Consider the following 15,591-nt stretch of genomic DNA (forward strand, 5'->3'; position numbering starts at 1 on the left):
TTGGATTCGGCAAGTCGCAGGCAATAAAAAACCGACCCTAGGGTCGGTTTTTTAACAAGCTTATCGCTTATGCGGCAACAGCAAGGTTCAGAGCCTTGACGTGACCGTTCAGGCGGCTCTTATGACGAGCAGCCTTGTTCTTGTGGATGATGCCTTTATCGGCCATACGGTCGATAACTGGCACGGCCAGAACGTAAGCAGCTTGAGCTTTTTCAGCGTCTTTTGCGTCGATGGCCTTAACTACATTCTTGATGTAGGTACGAACCATGGAACGCAGGCTGGCGTTGTGGCTGCGACGCTTCTCAGCCTGTTTTGCACGTTTTTTGGCGGAAGGTGTGTTGGCCACCGTCGAGCTCCTCGAAAGACTTTTTAGGAAATAGCAAACAAAATAGGCCGCGAATCATGCCGATGAGTTGATGTCTTGTCAAGGGCGGTTGAGACGTTCCGCTAAGTGGTAGGTATAAAGAGGCGGGATATTTATTTCCGGCGCTTGACCTGTAAACTCGCGAGCTTTGGCTCTGTGCTGCTGCGGCGCGGAGTATCGCATAAGTAGGCGCTTTGTTCGCCTGCTGTTTATCGACAGGCACAAACTCTTTCAATGAATCTGCTCAAATCGTTAGCCGCCGTCAGCTCTATCACGATGCTTTCCCGCATTTTGGGGTTCGTTCGTGACACGCTCATCGCACGTACATTTGGTGCGGGGATGGCGACCGACGCCTTCTTTATCGCCTTTAAATTGCCCAATCTGTTGCGGCGGATCTTTGCCGAAGGGGCGTTTTCCCAGGCATTCGTGCCGATTCTTGCCGAATACAAGAGCCAGAAAGGCGAGGAGGCGACACGAACCTTTGTTGCCTACGTCTCTGGCCTGCTGACGTTGGTGCTGGCGCTGGTGACGGCGCTGGGCATGATCGCCGCACCCTGGGTGATCTGGGCCACGGCACCGGGTTTCACCGATACACCGGAAAAATTCGAACTGACGTCCAGTCTGTTGCGGGTGACGTTCCCCTACATCTTGTTGATCTCCCTGTCTTCACTGGCCGGGGCGATCCTCAATACCTATAACCGTTTCTCGGTGCCGGCGTTTGTGCCAACGCTGTTAAACGTCAGCATGATCATCTTTTCGGTTTTCCTGACGCCGTACTTCAATCCGCCGGTCATGGCGCTGGGCTGGGCGGTGCTGGTCGGTGGCCTGGCGCAACTGCTCTATCAACTGCCGCACCTGAAAAAGATCGGGATGCTGGTGTTGCCGCGCCTGAACCTGCGCGATACGGGCGTCTGGCGGGTAATGAAGCAAATGTTGCCGGCGATTCTTGGGGTTTCGGTCAGCCAGATTTCCCTGATCATCAACACCATCTTCGCCTCGTTCCTGGTCGCCGGCTCTGTATCGTGGATGTATTACGCCGACCGCTTGATGGAGTTACCGTCCGGCGTGCTGGGCGTGGCGTTGGGCACGATTTTACTGCCGACCTTGGCCAAGACTTACGCCAGCAAGGATCGCCACGAGTATTCGCGAATCCTCGATTGGGGCCTGCGCCTGTGTTTCGTGCTGGTGTTGCCGTGCTCCCTGGCACTGGGGATCCTGGCGGAGCCGTTGACCGTTTCGTTGTTCCAGTACGGCCAGTTCAGCGCGTTTGACGCCTCGATGACCCAGAGGGCGCTGGTCGCTTATTCGGTCGGTTTGCTCGGGATTATCGTGATCAAAGTGCTGGCGCCGGGCTTTTATGCGCAACAAAACATCCGCACACCGGTGAAAATTGCGATTTTCACCCTCATTGTTACCCAGTTGTTCAACCTGGTGCTGATCGGTCCATTGGCCCACGCCGGCCTGGCACTGGCAATCAGTGTGGGGGCCTGCATTAACGCCAGTTTGTTGTTCTATCAACTGCGTAAACAGCAGATGTACCAACCGCAACCGGGCTGGGGGAAATTCGGCCTTAAGCTGGTGATTGCCGTGCTGGTAATGTCCGCGGTATTGCTGGCCGGAATGCATTTCATGCCGGCCTGGGACCAGGGGCATATGCTTGAGCGTTTCCTGCGTCTGGGCGCATTGGTGGCGGCGGGCGTGGTGTCCTACTTTGGCATGCTGCTGTTGATGGGCTTCCGTTTGCGCGACTTCAATCGCAAGGCGTTGAGCTGAGGTCTTTACCTCGATAAACACGGGCGGGCCGGCAGTTTTGTCGGCTCGATCACTTTGGGTTACGGTGTTGCCTGTCGTCGGCCGCCGGGTGTGGTTATAATCGACCACTTTATGAGCAAGAAGCGCGTTATGCAGCTGGTTCGAGGCCTCCACAATCTGCGCCCCCAGCATCGGGGCTGTGTCGCCACTATTGGCAACTTTGACGGTGTTCACCGTGGTCACCAGGCTATCCTGGCCCGGCTGCGTGAGCGTGCGCTCGAGTTGAACGTTCCCAGCTGCGTGGTGATTTTCGAGCCGCAGCCGCGGGAATTCTTCGCCCCCGACACGGCCCCGGCCCGTCTGGCCCGGTTGCGGGACAAACTGCAGCTGTTGGCCGACGAAGGGGTCGACCGGGTCCTGTGCCTGGCGTTCAACCAGCGCCTGAGCAAACTCAGCGCCAGCGAATTCGTCGATACTATTCTGGTGGACGGCCTGGGGGTGCAGCATCTGGAGGTCGGTGACGACTTCCGTTTTGGCTGTGGTCGGGTAGGGGATTTCGATTTCCTGCAACAGGCCGGCGTCCTGCAGGGGTTTACCGTCGAGGCTGCGCAAACCGTCGAGATGGACGGTATTCGCGTCAGCAGCACCCAGGTGCGTAATGCACTGGCCGCTGCCGATTTTGCTTTGGCCGAACGCTTGCTCGGTCGTCCGTTCCGGATTGCCGGGCGCGTCCTGCATGGCCAGAAGCTGGCGCGCCAACTGGGTACGCCGACCGCCAATGTACAACTCAAACGCCGTCGCGTGCCGCTGACCGGGGTTTACCTGGTCAACGTCGACATCGATGGCAAGACCTGGCCAGGCGTCGCCAACATTGGCGTGCGGCCAACGGTCCAAGGTGATGGCAAAGCCCACCTCGAAGTGCATCTTTTAGATTTTGCCGGCGATCTGTATGACCGGCGTTTGACGGTGGTTTTCCACCACAAGCTGCGTGAAGAGCAGCGTTTCGCCTCTCTGGAGGCGCTTAAGACGGCGATCAATGCGGATGTCGCCGCCGCCCGTGCCCTGTCGCACCTAGCGCCAATCGCTAATGAAGAGCCTTAAATGACCGACTATAAAGCCACGCTAAACCTTCCGGACACCGCCTTCCCAATGAAGGCCGGCCTGCCCCAGCGCGAACCGCAGATTCTGCAGCGCTGGGACAGCATTGGCCTGTACGGTAAGTTGCGCGAGATTGGCAAGGATCGTCCGAAGTTCGTGCTTCACGACGGTCCTCCGTACGCCAACGGCACGATTCACATCGGTCATGCGCTGAACAAGATTCTCAAGGACATGATCATCCGCTCGAAGACCCTGTCGGGTTTCGACGCGCCTTATGTTCCGGGCTGGGACTGCCACGGCCTGCCGATCGAGCACAAAGTCGAAGTGACCCACGGCAAGAACCTGGGCGCGGACAAAACCCGCGAACTGTGCCGTGCCTACGCCACCGAGCAGATCGAAGGCCAGAAGTCCGAATTCATCCGTCTGGGCGTGTTGGGCGATTTCGCCAACCCGTACAAGACCATGGACTTCAAAAACGAGGCCGGTGAAATCCGCGCGCTCGCCGAAATCGTCAAGGGCGGTTTCGTCTTCAAGGGCCTCAAGCCTGTGAACTGGTGCTTTGACTGCGGTTCGGCCCTGGCTGAAGCGGAAGTCGAGTACGAGAACAAAAGTCCTCGACCATCGACGTCGCCTTCCCGATTGCCGACGAAGCCAAACTGGCTGCCGCTTTCGGTCTGGCGTCGCTGGCCAAGCCGGCTTCGATCGTGATCTGGACCACCACCCCGTGGACCATCCCGGCCAACCAGGCGCTGAACGTTCACCCGGAATTCAACTACGCCCTGGTCGATGTCGGCGACAAACTGCTGGTACTGGCTGAAGAGCTGGTCGAGTCGTGCCTGGCCCGTTACAGCCTGGAAGGTTCGGTCATCGCGACCACCACCGGTAAAGAGCTGGAACTGATCAATTTCCGTCACCCGTTCTACGATCGCTTGTCGCCGGTTTACCTGGCCGAGTACGTTGAGCTGGGCGCTGGCACCGGCGTGGTTCACTCCGCACCGGCCTACGGCGTGGACGACTTCGTGACCTGCAAAGCGTATGGCATGGTCAACGACGACATCCTCAACCCGGTACAAAGCAACGGCGTGTACGCGACGTCGCTGGAGTTCTTTGGCGGCCAGTTCATCTGGAAAGCCAACCCGGCCATCGTCGACAAGCTGACCGAAGTCGGTGCGCTGCTGCACACCAGCATCATCGAACACAGCTACATGCACTGCTGGCGTCACAAGACCCCGCTGATCTACCGCGCCACCGCGCAGTGGTTCATCGGCATGGACAAAGTGCCGACTTCCGGCGAAACCCTGCGCAAGCGGGCGATCAAAGCCATCGAAGAAACCAAGTTCGTTCCGGCCTGGGGCCAGGCGCGCCTGCACTCGATGATCGCCAACCGCCCGGACTGGTGCATCTCCCGTCAGCGCAACTGGGGTGTGCCGATCCCGTTCTTCCTGAACAAGGAAAGCGGCGAGCTGCACCCACGTACCGCCGAGCTGATGGAAGAAGTCGCCAAGCGCGTCGAAGTCGAAGGCATCGAAGCCTGGTTCAAGATGGACGCTGCCGAGCTGCTCGGTGACGAAGCGCCGCTGTACGACAAGATCAGTGACACCCTGGACGTCTGGTTCGATTCGGGCACCACGCACTGGCACGTCCTGCGCGGTTCGCACCCGATGGGCCACGAGACCGGCCCGCGTGCCGATCTGTATCTGGAAGGCTCCGACCAACACCGTGGCTGGTTCCACTCGTCGTTGCTGACCGGTTGCGCCATCGACAACCACGCGCCGTACCGCGAGCTGCTGACCCACGGTTTCACCGTGGACGAGTCGGGCCGCAAGATGTCCAAGTCCTTGGGCAACGTGATCGCGCCGCAAAAGGTCAACGACACCCTCGGCGCCGACATCATGCGCCTGTGGGTCGCTTCTACCGATTACTCGGGTGAAATGGCGGTTTCCGACCAGATCCTGCAACGCAGTGCGGACGCCTACCGGCGTATCCGTAACACCGCGCGCTTCCTGCTCTCGAACCTGACCGGTTTCAACCCGGCCACCGACATCCTGCCGGCCGAAGAAATGCTGGCGCTGGACCGTTGGGCCGTGGACCGTACCCTGCTGCTGCAGCGCGAGTTGCAAGAGCACTACGGTGAATACCGCTTCTGGAACGTCTACTCCAAGATCCACAACTTCTGCGTGCAGGAGTTGGGTGGTTTCTACCTTGATATCATCAAGGACCGTCAGTACACCACTGGCGCCAATAGCAAGGCTCGCCGTTCGGCGCAAACCGCGCTGTACCACATCAGCGAAGCGCTGGTGCGCTGGATCGCGCCGATCCTGGCGTTCACCGCCGACGAACTGTGGGAATACCTGCCGGGCGAGCGTAACGAATCGGTGATGCTCAACACCTGGTACGAAGGCCTGACCGAGTTGCCGGACAACGTTGAACTGGGCCGCGCCTACTGGGAACGGATCATGGCGGTGAAGGTCGCGGTCAACAAGGAAATGGAAATCCAGCGTGCAGCGAAAGCTGTCGGTGGCAACCTGCAAGCCGAAGTGACGCTGTTCGCCGAAGAAGCGCTGAGCGCCGACCTGGCCAAGCTGAGTAACGAACTGCGCTTTGTGCTGATCACCTCGACCGCCAGCGTTGCGCCATTTGTTCAGGCGCCAGAGGACGCGGTAGTCACCGAAGTCAGCGGCCTGAAGCTGAAAATCGTCAAGTCGGCCTTCGCCAAGTGCGCCCGTTGCTGGCACTGCCGTGAAGACGTCGGCGTGAACCCGGAGCATCCGGAAATCTGCGGTCGTTGCGTCGACAACATCAGCGGCGCGGGCGAGGTTCGTCATTATGCCTAACGCGGCTGGCCGTTTCGGACGGCTGAGCTGGCTCTGGTTGAGCCTGCTGGTCCTGGTCATTGACCAGGCCAGCAAGTTCTACTTTGAAGGCAAGCTCGAGATGTACCAGCAAATCGTGGTGATCCCCGATTTGTTCAGCTGGACCCTGGCCTACAACACCGGCGCGGCGTTCAGCTTCCTGGCCGACAGCTCCGGCTGGCAGCGCTGGTTGTTTGCGCTGATAGCCGTGGTGGTCAGTGCAGTGCTGGTGGTCTGGCTGAAACGCCTGGGCCGCAACGAAACCTGGCTGGCTGTCGCCTTGGCACTGGTGCTGGGCGGTGCGTTGGGCAACCTGTATGACCGCATTGCCCTGGGCCATGTGATCGACTTCATTCTGGTGCATTGGCAGAACCGCTGGTACTTCCCGGCGTTCAACTTTGCCGACAGTGCAATTTCCGTCGGTGCTGTGATGCTTGCGCTGGACATGTTCAAAAGTAAGAAGACCGGAGAAACCGTTCATGACTGAACAGGTATTGGCTGAGCAACGCATCCGCCAGAACACGGAAGTCACCTTGCACTTTGCACTGCGCCTGGAGAACGGCGATACCGTCGACAGCACCTTCGACAAAGCCCCGGCGACCTTCAAGGTCGGCGATGGCAACCTGCTGCCAGGTTTCGAAGCGGCGCTGTTCGGCTTCAAGGCTGGCGACAAGCGGACGCTGACCATCGCGCCGGAAAACGCCTTTGGCCAGCCTAACCCGCAAAACGTACAGATCATCCCGCGCTCGCAGTTCAAGGACATGGAGCTGTCGCCGGGTTTACTGGTGATCTTCAACGATGCGGCCAATACTGAGCTGCCCGGTGTGGTGAAAACCTTCGATGACGAGCAAGTGACCATCGACTTCAACCACCCGCTGGCCGGCAAGACATTGACCTTTGAAGTCGAGATCTTCGACGTCAAATCGCTGTAACTGACCCAACACGGTCAATGTAGAAGCAAAGCTTGCTCGCGATGGCGTCATAACATCCAACATCATTGTTGACTGACCCACCGCTTTCGCGAGCAAGCTTCGCTCCTACAGGGTTGTAATGATCTAATTTCTTGCGCGCAAGACACGAGGCACAGCATGCAAATCAAACTCGCCAACCCCCGTGGCTTCTGCGCCGGCGTGGACCGGGCGATCGAAATCGTCAACCGCGCCCTGGAAGTCTTCGGGCCGCCGATCTATGTGCGCCACGAAGTGGTCCACAACAAATTCGTCGTCGAAGACCTGCGTTCCCGCGGGGCGATCTTCGTCGAAGAACTGGATCAGGTGCCGGATGACGTCATCGTGATCTTCAGTGCCCACGGCGTTTCCCAGGCGGTACGTACCGAAGCTGCTGGCCGAGGCCTGAAGGTGTTCGACGCCACTTGCCCGCTGGTGACCAAAGTGCACATCGAAGTCGCGCGCTATAGCCGTGACGGCCGTGAATGCATCCTGATTGGTCACGCCGGTCACCCTGAAGTCGAAGGCACCATGGGCCAGTACGATGGCAGCAATGGGGGTGCGATCTATCTGGTCGAAGACGAAAAAGACGTCGCCACGTTGCAAGTGCAAAACCCCGAGAAGCTGGCGTTCGTGACCCAGACCACCCTGTCCATGGATGACACCAGTCGTGTGATTGACGCCTTGCGTGCACGATTCCCGGCCATCGGTGGTCCGCGTAAGGACGACATCTGCTACGCCACGCAAAACCGTCAGGATGCGGTCAAGCAACTGGCCGACGAATGCGACGTTGTATTGGTAGTCGGCAGCCCGAACAGCTCCAACTCCAATCGCCTGCGTGAGCTGGCCGAACGCATGGCCACTCCGGCCTACTTGATCGACGGTGCCGAAGACCTGCAAAAGAGCTGGTTCGACGGCGTCGAGCGCATCGGTATCACTGCTGGCGCCTCCGCACCTGAAGTGCTGGTGCGTGGTGTGATCCAGCAGTTGCAGGCCTGGGGCGCTACCGGAGCCGACGAACTGACCGGTCGCGAGGAGAACATCACCTTCTCCATGCCTAAAGAGTTGCGCGTGCGCTCTTTGCTTTAAGGCTTTTCCCTCCTGGACATAACGCCTGCTCAGTCTTATCGCTGCCCAGGCGTACCCGGCCGGTTGCGGCCAACACCACTTGCAAGTGACTGATGGGTTCGCGGGTCGCGCATAGGTGCAGTGTCCCTGCTTGAAAGGCCAGCCCAGGCAGCAACGGTTGGCCTAGCGGGCTGAAGCGTACAAATCTGCGAACATGAAAATTGCCGACAATCGGCACCCGAGCGTCACTCGCACGCTCGACCAGCAGCGGATTGCTGCCGTCCTCCGGACCTTTGCCACTGATGTCCAGAATGATCCGCCAACCCTGGCTCCAATCGCCGTTGATACCGTGAATCACCACATTCTGGTTGTGCGTGAGGGCCGCAGTCCGGGCATTGCGTATACCACTGATCAGTGACTGCGCTGCCTCCTCACGATGATTCGATTCGGTAAGCACTGCAAATGCCGGGCTGACCAGCAACAGAACAATCCCGGCAATTGCCAGTCCCATAAGCAGTTCGATCAGGCTGAAACCTTGCTGATGCATGTATTGCCCTCCCTGGAGTGCTGCGTTCGCGCAACCCTTGCGCAAGTAATGGCAAAACAACCGTACATCTGCCGGTCGAATGTTCTAGCGTGTAAGGGCAGGTATAGCCGACGGCAACGGAGGGCACCGATGGATCACCGTACAAAAGGTTTCACGCTGATCGAGGTGTTGATCACGCTCGCGGTTTTTCTGATCCTGATCACCATGGCCGTGCCGGCGTTTACCCGTTCGATACAAGGCACCCGGGCCGATACCGAGATCGGCGACTTGCAGCGAGGGCTCAATTACGCCCGGCTGGAAGCCATCGACCGGGGCATTACCACGCGGCTGCGCCCGACGGCGGGTGGCAGTGTCTGGACCGGGGAACTGACGGTCTACGACAGTACTGGCACACCGGCCAATGTATTGCGGGTTGTTCCAGCGATGAGCAGCGGTGCGACTCTGACGCTAACCTCAGGAGTGACCACCATCGATTTCAACAATCTGGGCGGTTTGTCGGCACCGTCCACGGCGGTGGTGATCAGTTATGTGTTGGGGGCGCAGAGCAGGACGCTGAATGTGTGCTTGAACGGACGGATTCTACTGGGTGGAAGTTGCGGATGAGGGAACGGAGAAAGGGCGCTCAGGAGGGCATGACGCTGATCGAGGTGCTGGTCGCGTTGTTGATTCTGACGGTGGGGTTGTTGGGGGCGGCGGCGGTTCAGTTGAACGCGCTCAAGTACACCGACAGCTCGCGAATGACCAGCCAGGCGAGTTTTATCGCCTACGACATGATGGACCGCATCCGCGCCAACTCCGGCGCCGACTACACCGTCACGCCTCCGACGTCGGGCAACCTGAGCGTCACCCGGGATCAGGACCTCTACGATTTCACCAGCAACATCGTCAACTTCGGCGGTGTGAGCGCCACTGGCAGCGTTACGCTGAGTCTGCGGGTGTACACCATCACCATCACCTGGGATGACTCACGAGCCGCTAATGTCGCCAACACCCGCCGCAGTTTCGTCCTGACCAGTCGCGCAACCACCGACCCGGCGCCGACACCATGAAACATTACAGCCGAGGCTTTGGCCTGATCGAATTGATGATTGCGCTGATATTGAGCCTGATCGTGGTGCTGGGTGTGGCGCAGGTTTTCATCTCGGCCAAAAACACCTACGTCAGCCAGAACACCGCCGCCGGCATGCAGGAGGATGCGCGGTTCGTGTTGAGCAAGATGATTCAGGAAATCCGCGGGGTCGGTATGTTTGGTTGCCTGACGATCGTGACTGACGCAAGCTCGGCAGGTGACTTCAATGCCAGTCAGTTAGTGCCGATCAGTTGGGACAACACCAATCTCAAGCTCACGCTGGTCACGGCAGATGTGGGTGGCAACGGCGGGACGCCGACCTGGACGGTCGTTTCCGACTGTCGAAACAGTGCCTTGGCCTACACAGGCGTGCGGGCACCGGCTTCCGGACAAATGGCTTTCCCGATTCGCCGGCTGATTTACAGCTTCAGCAACAACCAACTGTTGATGGGTGTCGGCAGCGGCACACCGACCCAGGCGGTGCTGGTCAACAACGTCAGAGCGTTCAACGTGTCGTTCGGTGTCGCCACCAGCACCACTGACGTGGGGGCCTCCAGTTACAGCAGCAACCCGGCCAACCCCGCGCTGATACGCAGTGTTCGCCTGACCCTGACCCTGTTCGATCCAAATAATCGCGTGGGCAATCAAACCTTCAACGTGGTTGCCGCTTTGCGCAACCGGCTGCAGTAGGTGAGTGCCGGATGAGAACCCTGACAAAAATGCAAAAAGACCAACAGGGAATGGCCTTGTTGATCAGCCTGGTGTTTCTGTTGCTGCTGACGTTGATCGGCATTTCATCGATGCAGAACGCAACTCTCCAGGAAAAAATGGCCGGCAGCGTGACCCTGCGCAATCAATCCTTTCAACTGGCCGAGATGAACTTGCGCATCGGCGAAAGCGCGGTGCAACTGGCGACCTATACGCTGGCAGTGTGCGGCTCCACGGCTCAATGCGCGCCGCCGGCTGAATCCTCAACGGTGACCGGTGCCGGGCTCAACTCCACGTCGGGGGTCAATTGGATCGCCGCCGGCGGCGGTTTTTATGGGGTGCAGAACATCGGTACCACGACGGGCGCTGTTAATCTTCTGACCAACCCCTCGGTGACGCTGTATCGAGTCACGGCGGTGGGCATCGTGGGCAACAACATTCGCAGTGTGGTGGAGAGCATCTATGCCAAGTAATGATGCTCGTGGTGGCGGGTGCCGACGATGGGCGCAAGTGGTTTACGGCGCCTTATTGGCCTTGTACCTGGCGGCGCCGGCCTATGCCTTCACGCCCTCGGATTCACCACTGTTGAGTGCAGCGGCGGTGCCACCGAATCTCATGCTGCTCATCGACGATTCGGGGAGCATGAACACCATCATCTATGCGGCGGGATTCGATCCGACAGTGACGGGCCGAACGCCGGCAAGGCAGTGTAATTTGTTCCTGGGTTTGTGTTTCAGCGGAAGCGATATCGTCGGTGATTCGATCTTTCTTTCCAGCCTTCCCCAGTCCGGTTGTTCCGGCAATGCCTACGCCTTCTACAACAACAGCCTGACTCCACAATGCATCAAGCTTCCCGACCCGGTCGGCAATGAAAATACCCGTTACACCGATGACTACATCTCGTACCTGGTGGGATTGGCGAACGGCAGCAACCATGACTTCACCAACGGTTCAATTCCCAACGACTATCGAGTCAACGTCGCGCGTAACGTGTCCACGGCATTGGTGACCAGTAACCGGAGCCTGCGTATCGGCTTGGCGACCTTCAATCCGCCGACCAGCAGCAACCCGGCCAATGGCGGTTACATCGCACGTTCCGTCAGCGATCTGGCAGTCGTCACGGGCAGCGTCACCCAGTCTCAGGCTGACACCAATTACAACAACCTGATCTCCGCCATCAACAACTTGAGTGCCATCGCCAACACGCCATTGGCCGAAACCTACTACGAAATCACCCGTTACTTTCGTGGCATGACGCCGTACTACAACGCCACGCCGACAACCTACACCAGCCCGATCCAGTACCGCTGCCAAAAGAATTACGGCGTGGTGATCACCGATGGCCTGCCGACCTACGACCGCACCTTCCCGACCAACGACCCTCTGGGCGGCAGCCGTTTGCCGAACTGGGACGGGATCAACAACGATGGCAACAACCTCAATGGCGACAATGAGGGCGACACGCTGTATCTGGACGATATCGCCAAGTTCGCCTTTGACATCGACATGCGTTCGACCGGTACGGATCTGGCGGGCAAGGCCTGGAATTCCGCGGATTTCCCAAAGCAGAACATGAACACTTATACCGTCGGATTCACCTCGTCCAACCAGATGTTGTCGGATGCAGCGGCTTACGGCCAAGGCCTGTATTACCAGGCTAACGATGCTGCCGGTCTCAACACGGCGTTGTCTTCTGCCCTGAGTAACATCACCTCCAAGGCTGGATCCGGCGGCAGTGGTGTCACCAGCAGCAGCACGCTGGCCAGCGGTTCGAGTTACTACCAGACCACCTACGACCCCAAGGACTGGCGCGGGACGATCAAGTCCTATGGCTTCACGTCCAGCGGTTCGGTGAACACCGCATCGGTGTTATGGACCACCGACACAGTCATCGTGCCCGGCGCCACGGCCCCGATCTACCAGTCCTGGAACAGCCTGACCAACGCTGTGGTTGCGCTGGCCTACAGCAACTTTTCCCCGGCCCAGCAAACGTCACTCGGCCTGAGCCTGCCGACCGGCATCGTCGGCAATGATCTGGTGGAATGGAGCAAGGGCACCAACAAAACCGGGCTGAAAGTACGCAGCGTACTGCTGGGAGACATCATCAACTCGCCGCTGGCACTGGCTTCACCCACCGATCAAACCGCTTCGGACCTGGTGGGTGACTCCACCTACACCGCCTATCTGGCGACCAAAGCGGCGAATATGAGCGCCAGCCTGGTGGTCAACGCCAACGACGGCTTCCTCAACGTCATCAACGCCGCCAACGGCGCCCGACGTTATGCCTATATGCCTTCGAGCGTGCTGCCATCGTTGCACTACATCGCCGATCCCGCCTACATCAACGGGGTGAGCCACAAATTTCTGGTCGATGGCCAGGTTGGTGTGTTTGATATGCAACTCAACAGCGCCTGGAAAACCCTGGCCCTTGGCGGTGTAGGGGCCGGTGGCAAGGCGTTCTACGCCGTGCAGTTGTTCGATGCCTCGGCGGGCAACGTATTCAACGCATTGTGGGAAATCAGTGCGCCGACCACTGCGAACACGGCAAACGTGTTCAATGACCTGGGTTATGCCTATGCCCGCCCCGAAGTGGCACGCTTGGCCGATGGGCGCTGGGCGGCCTTCATCTCCAATGGTTATGGGAGCAATTCTGGTGTCGCGGCGTTGTATGTGGTGGATGTTCGTGACGGTTCGCTGATCAAGAAAATCGTCATCGACAGTACTGAAACCACTAATGGCTTGTCTTCGGTCAAGCTCAAGGTCAACTCGCAGAACGTGGTCCAGGCCGCTTATGGTGGCGACTTGAAAGGGCGCATGTGGAAGTTCGACCTGAGCGGTGCCACCACCGACACCTGGGGCGTGGCATTTTCCGGCAAGCCGCTGTTCACGACTCCGGGTGGCAGCACTCAGCCGATCACCGCGCAACCGTTGCTGGCGGACAACTCCCTGGGTGGCAAGGAGGTGTTTTTCGGCACCGGTAAATTCAACGAGACCGCCGACAAGACCAGCAAGGATCTGCAGGGTTTTTACGCGGTATGGGATGCCAATGGCGGCACTGGTCAACTGACCGTGTCGAGTTTGCAGGCCCAGGCGGTGACCGGAGTGACCACCAGCAGCACCGGCGGACAGTTCATCACCACGACTCAGAATGAAACGACTTATCCGGCGGAGCAGGGCTGGTACCTGCCGCTGGTTTACAACAACGTGCTGACCGGTGAGCGGGTGATCAATCAGGCCAGTCTGGTGGCCGGTCGGATCGTGTTCACCACGGCCAGCGTGGACACCACCGACCCTTGCGCCAGTTTCGGCACCGGCAAACTGGTCGAACTGGATGCATTCAGCGGTAAGATGCTCAACTACGCAGTGCTCGACACCAATGGCGACGGGGTGGTCGACAGCAACGATGCGATTTCCAGCGGGGTGATTTTCACCGGTGGTATTCCAACGCTGAATGCCGTCGTCAACAATGCATCCCGCAAGATCGTGAACGACTCCAGCGGTAGCATCACCTCCCTGGTGGAGAAATCCGGCGGTGGCGGCAGCCGTCGCATCATGTGGCGACAAATACAGTAAGTGAGAGTTGAGGCCATGCGCAGATCCAACCGAGGTTTTACCCTGATCGAAATCATGATCGTAATTGCGATCATCGGTATCGTCATCACCATTGGCTATCCGAGCCTCACCGAATACGTGAAAAAGGGTCGTCGCGCCGACGCGGTCGGATTGCTTTCCGATCAGGCGCAGATTCTTGAACGGTTCTATTCGAAAGGTAGCGTCTACACAGGCGTCACGGGCCTGAGCGCGGGCAACGACTACTACACCATTACGCCGACCATCACCGATCAGACCTTTCTGGTGACGGCGGTGCGCAAGGCCGGTACGGCCATGGCCACTGACAAATGCGGGGATTTCACCATCACCAGCACCGGCGTCAGAAGCATGGTCAATGCCACGGCCGGGCTGGTCACCAAGGATTGCTGGGGCCGCTGAGTTTCCTTTTCGGGTGCCTTTTGCGCCCTCTGTCTATTGAACGGTTGGATCAGAACATGAGCAGGCAACAGCAAGTGGTGATTGTCGGCGGCGGGGTGATTGGACTGCTGACTGCGTTCAATCTCGCGTCCGAAGTGCAGAGCGTTGTGCTGCTGGATCGCTCGAACGTCGGCCAGGAGTCATCCTGGGCTGGGGGGGCATCGTTTCGCCGCTCTATCCGTGGCGCTACAGCCCGGCGGTTACTGCATTGGCTCACTGGTCTCAGGATTTCTATCCACAGCTGGGTGAAAGGCTTTTTGCCGCTACCGGTGTCGACCCCGAAGTGCACACCACCGGGCTGTACTGGCTGGACCTGGACGACGAAACCGAGGCGCTGGCCTGGGCCAAACGGGAAAATCGGCCGCTGCGGGCTGTGGATATCTCGGCGGCTCATGACGCTGTGCCGGTCTTGGGTAGTGGTTTCTCCCGGGCGATCTACATGGCCAATGTGGCGAATGTGCGCAACCCACGGCTGGTGAAGTCCCTGAAGGCGGCGTTGTTGGCACTGCCGAACGTGACAATCCATGAGCGCTGCGAAGTCAGCGGATTTATCCGTGAAGGCGGCGCGGTGGTCGGGGTAACGACGTCAACGGGTGCGATTTATGGCGATCAGGTAGTGCTGACGGCCGGTGCCTGGAGCGGCGACTTGCTCAAAAGCCTCGGCCTGGAGCTCCCGGTCGAGCCGGTCAAAGGCCAGATGATTCTCTACAAGTGCGCGGCGGACTTTCTGCCGAGCATGGTGCTGGCCAAGGGGCGTTATGCGATCCCGCGACGCGACGGGCATATCCTGGTTGGCAGTACGCTGGAGCACGAAGGATACGACAAGACCCCGACCGAATCGGCGCTGGAAAGCCTGAAAGCCTCGGCAGTGGAGTTGATTCCGGCGCTGGCGGATGCCGAGGTGGTGGGCCACTGGGCCGGGTTGCGGCCGGGTTCGCCAGAAGGCATTCCCTACATTGGTCGGGTGCCGGGGTTTATCGGGCTCTGGCTTAATTGCGGGCATTATCGCAATGGGCTGGTGCTGGCGCCGGCGTCGTGTCAGTTGTTTGCGGATGTGATGTTGGGCAGGGCGCCGATCATTGATCCGGCGCCGTATGCGCCAGTTGGGCGGATCTAAGGCGAAGATCAAAAGATCGCAGCCTTCGTCAGCTCCTACA

13 protein-coding genes and 2 pseudogenes are annotated in these 15,591 nt (G+C 59.1%); 13 read left to right on the forward strand and 2 right to left on the reverse strand.

Going from position 1 to position 15,591, the window contains the following annotated elements:
• Positions 1–67: 67 nt before the first annotated feature.
• Complete coding sequence (gene rpsT, locus JFV26_RS18785) at positions 68–346, reverse strand: 30S ribosomal protein S20 (RefSeq protein WP_008154937.1); 279 nt, start codon at positions 344–346, stop codon at positions 68–70.
• A 252-nt stretch (positions 347–598) separates the two neighbouring features.
• On the opposite strand from rpsT, the gene murJ reads away from it, so the two are divergent.
• The 6 genes and pseudogenes from murJ (at position 599) to ispH (ending at position 8,102) form a co-directional block, all read left to right on the forward strand.
• Positions 599–2,137: a murein biosynthesis integral membrane protein MurJ gene (gene murJ / locus JFV26_RS18790; protein ID WP_201194586.1), complete on the forward strand. Its 1,539-nt coding sequence runs from the start codon at positions 599–601 to the stop codon at positions 2,135–2,137.
• A 129-nt stretch (positions 2,138–2,266) separates the two neighbouring features.
• Positions 2,267–3,217 carry a bifunctional riboflavin kinase/FAD synthetase gene (gene ribF, locus JFV26_RS18795; protein WP_201194588.1) on the forward strand — a complete coding sequence of 317 codons (951 nt, stop codon included), beginning with the start codon at positions 2,267–2,269 and terminating at the stop codon, positions 3,215–3,217.
• Positions 3,218–6,048: pseudogene (gene ileS, locus JFV26_RS18800) on the forward strand (isoleucine--tRNA ligase).
• Positions 6,041–6,553, forward strand: a complete 513-nt coding sequence (gene lspA / locus JFV26_RS18805; RefSeq protein WP_201194590.1) for a signal peptidase II — start codon at positions 6,041–6,043, stop codon at positions 6,551–6,553. Before ileS ends, lspA begins: the two are co-directional and overlap by 8 nt.
• Positions 6,554–6,560: 7 nt before the next feature.
• Complete coding sequence (fkpB, locus tag JFV26_RS18810; protein ID WP_201194680.1) at positions 6,561–6,998, forward strand: FKBP-type peptidyl-prolyl cis-trans isomerase; 438 nt, start codon at positions 6,561–6,563, stop codon at positions 6,996–6,998.
• A 156-nt stretch (positions 6,999–7,154) separates the two neighbouring features.
• Positions 7,155–8,102 (forward strand): 4-hydroxy-3-methylbut-2-enyl diphosphate reductase, encoded by a 948-nt coding sequence (ispH, locus tag JFV26_RS18815; RefSeq protein WP_201194592.1) that lies wholly within the window; start codon positions 7,155–7,157, stop codon positions 8,100–8,102.
• Here ispH and JFV26_RS18820 read toward each other — a convergent pair.
• Positions 8,071–8,628 (reverse strand): GspH/FimT family pseudopilin, encoded by a 558-nt coding sequence (locus tag JFV26_RS18820; protein WP_201194594.1) that lies wholly within the window; start codon positions 8,626–8,628, stop codon positions 8,071–8,073. The two genes, ispH and JFV26_RS18820, sit on opposite strands and share 32 nt — an antisense overlap.
• A 129-nt stretch (positions 8,629–8,757) precedes the next feature.
• Here JFV26_RS18820 and JFV26_RS18825 point away from each other — a divergent pair, with 129 nt between their 5' ends.
• The 7 genes and pseudogenes from JFV26_RS18825 (at position 8,758) to thiO (ending at position 15,551) form a co-directional block, all read left to right on the forward strand.
• Positions 8,758–9,231 (forward strand): GspH/FimT family pseudopilin, encoded by a 474-nt coding sequence (locus tag JFV26_RS18825; RefSeq protein WP_201194596.1) that lies wholly within the window; start codon positions 8,758–8,760, stop codon positions 9,229–9,231.
• On the forward strand, positions 9,228–9,677 hold the full coding sequence (pilV, locus tag JFV26_RS18830) for a type IV pilus modification protein PilV (protein WP_274610364.1): 450 nt from the start codon (positions 9,228–9,230) through the stop codon (positions 9,675–9,677). The genes JFV26_RS18825 and pilV overlap by 4 nt, the downstream gene beginning before the upstream one ends.
• Positions 9,674–10,387, forward strand: a complete 714-nt coding sequence (locus tag JFV26_RS18835; RefSeq protein ID WP_201194600.1) for a PilW family protein — start codon at positions 9,674–9,676, stop codon at positions 10,385–10,387. Before pilV ends, JFV26_RS18835 begins: the two co-directional genes overlap by 4 nt.
• An 11-nt stretch (positions 10,388–10,398) precedes the next feature.
• The gene (locus JFV26_RS18840) at positions 10,399–10,878 is read left to right on the forward strand and encodes a pilus assembly PilX family protein (protein WP_201194601.1); all 480 of its coding nucleotides are present in this window, start codon (positions 10,399–10,401) and stop codon (positions 10,876–10,878) included.
• The gene (locus JFV26_RS18845; protein ID WP_201194602.1) at positions 10,868–13,978 is read left to right on the forward strand and encodes a pilus assembly protein; all 3,111 of its coding nucleotides are present in this window, start codon (positions 10,868–10,870) and stop codon (positions 13,976–13,978) included. Before JFV26_RS18840 ends, JFV26_RS18845 begins: the two co-directional genes overlap by 11 nt.
• 15 nt (positions 13,979–13,993) lie before the next feature.
• Complete coding sequence (locus JFV26_RS18850; protein WP_201194603.1) at positions 13,994–14,395, forward strand: type IV pilin protein; 402 nt, start codon at positions 13,994–13,996, stop codon at positions 14,393–14,395.
• A gap of 56 nt (positions 14,396–14,451) precedes the next feature.
• Positions 14,452–15,551, forward strand: a pseudogene (gene thiO, locus JFV26_RS18855) (glycine oxidase ThiO).
• The last annotated feature ends 40 nt before the right edge of the window (positions 15,552–15,591 follow it).

The sequence above is a fragment of the Pseudomonas sp. TH31 genome, assembly GCF_016650815.1.
Taxonomy (GTDB): domain Bacteria; phylum Pseudomonadota; class Gammaproteobacteria; order Pseudomonadales; family Pseudomonadaceae; genus Aquipseudomonas.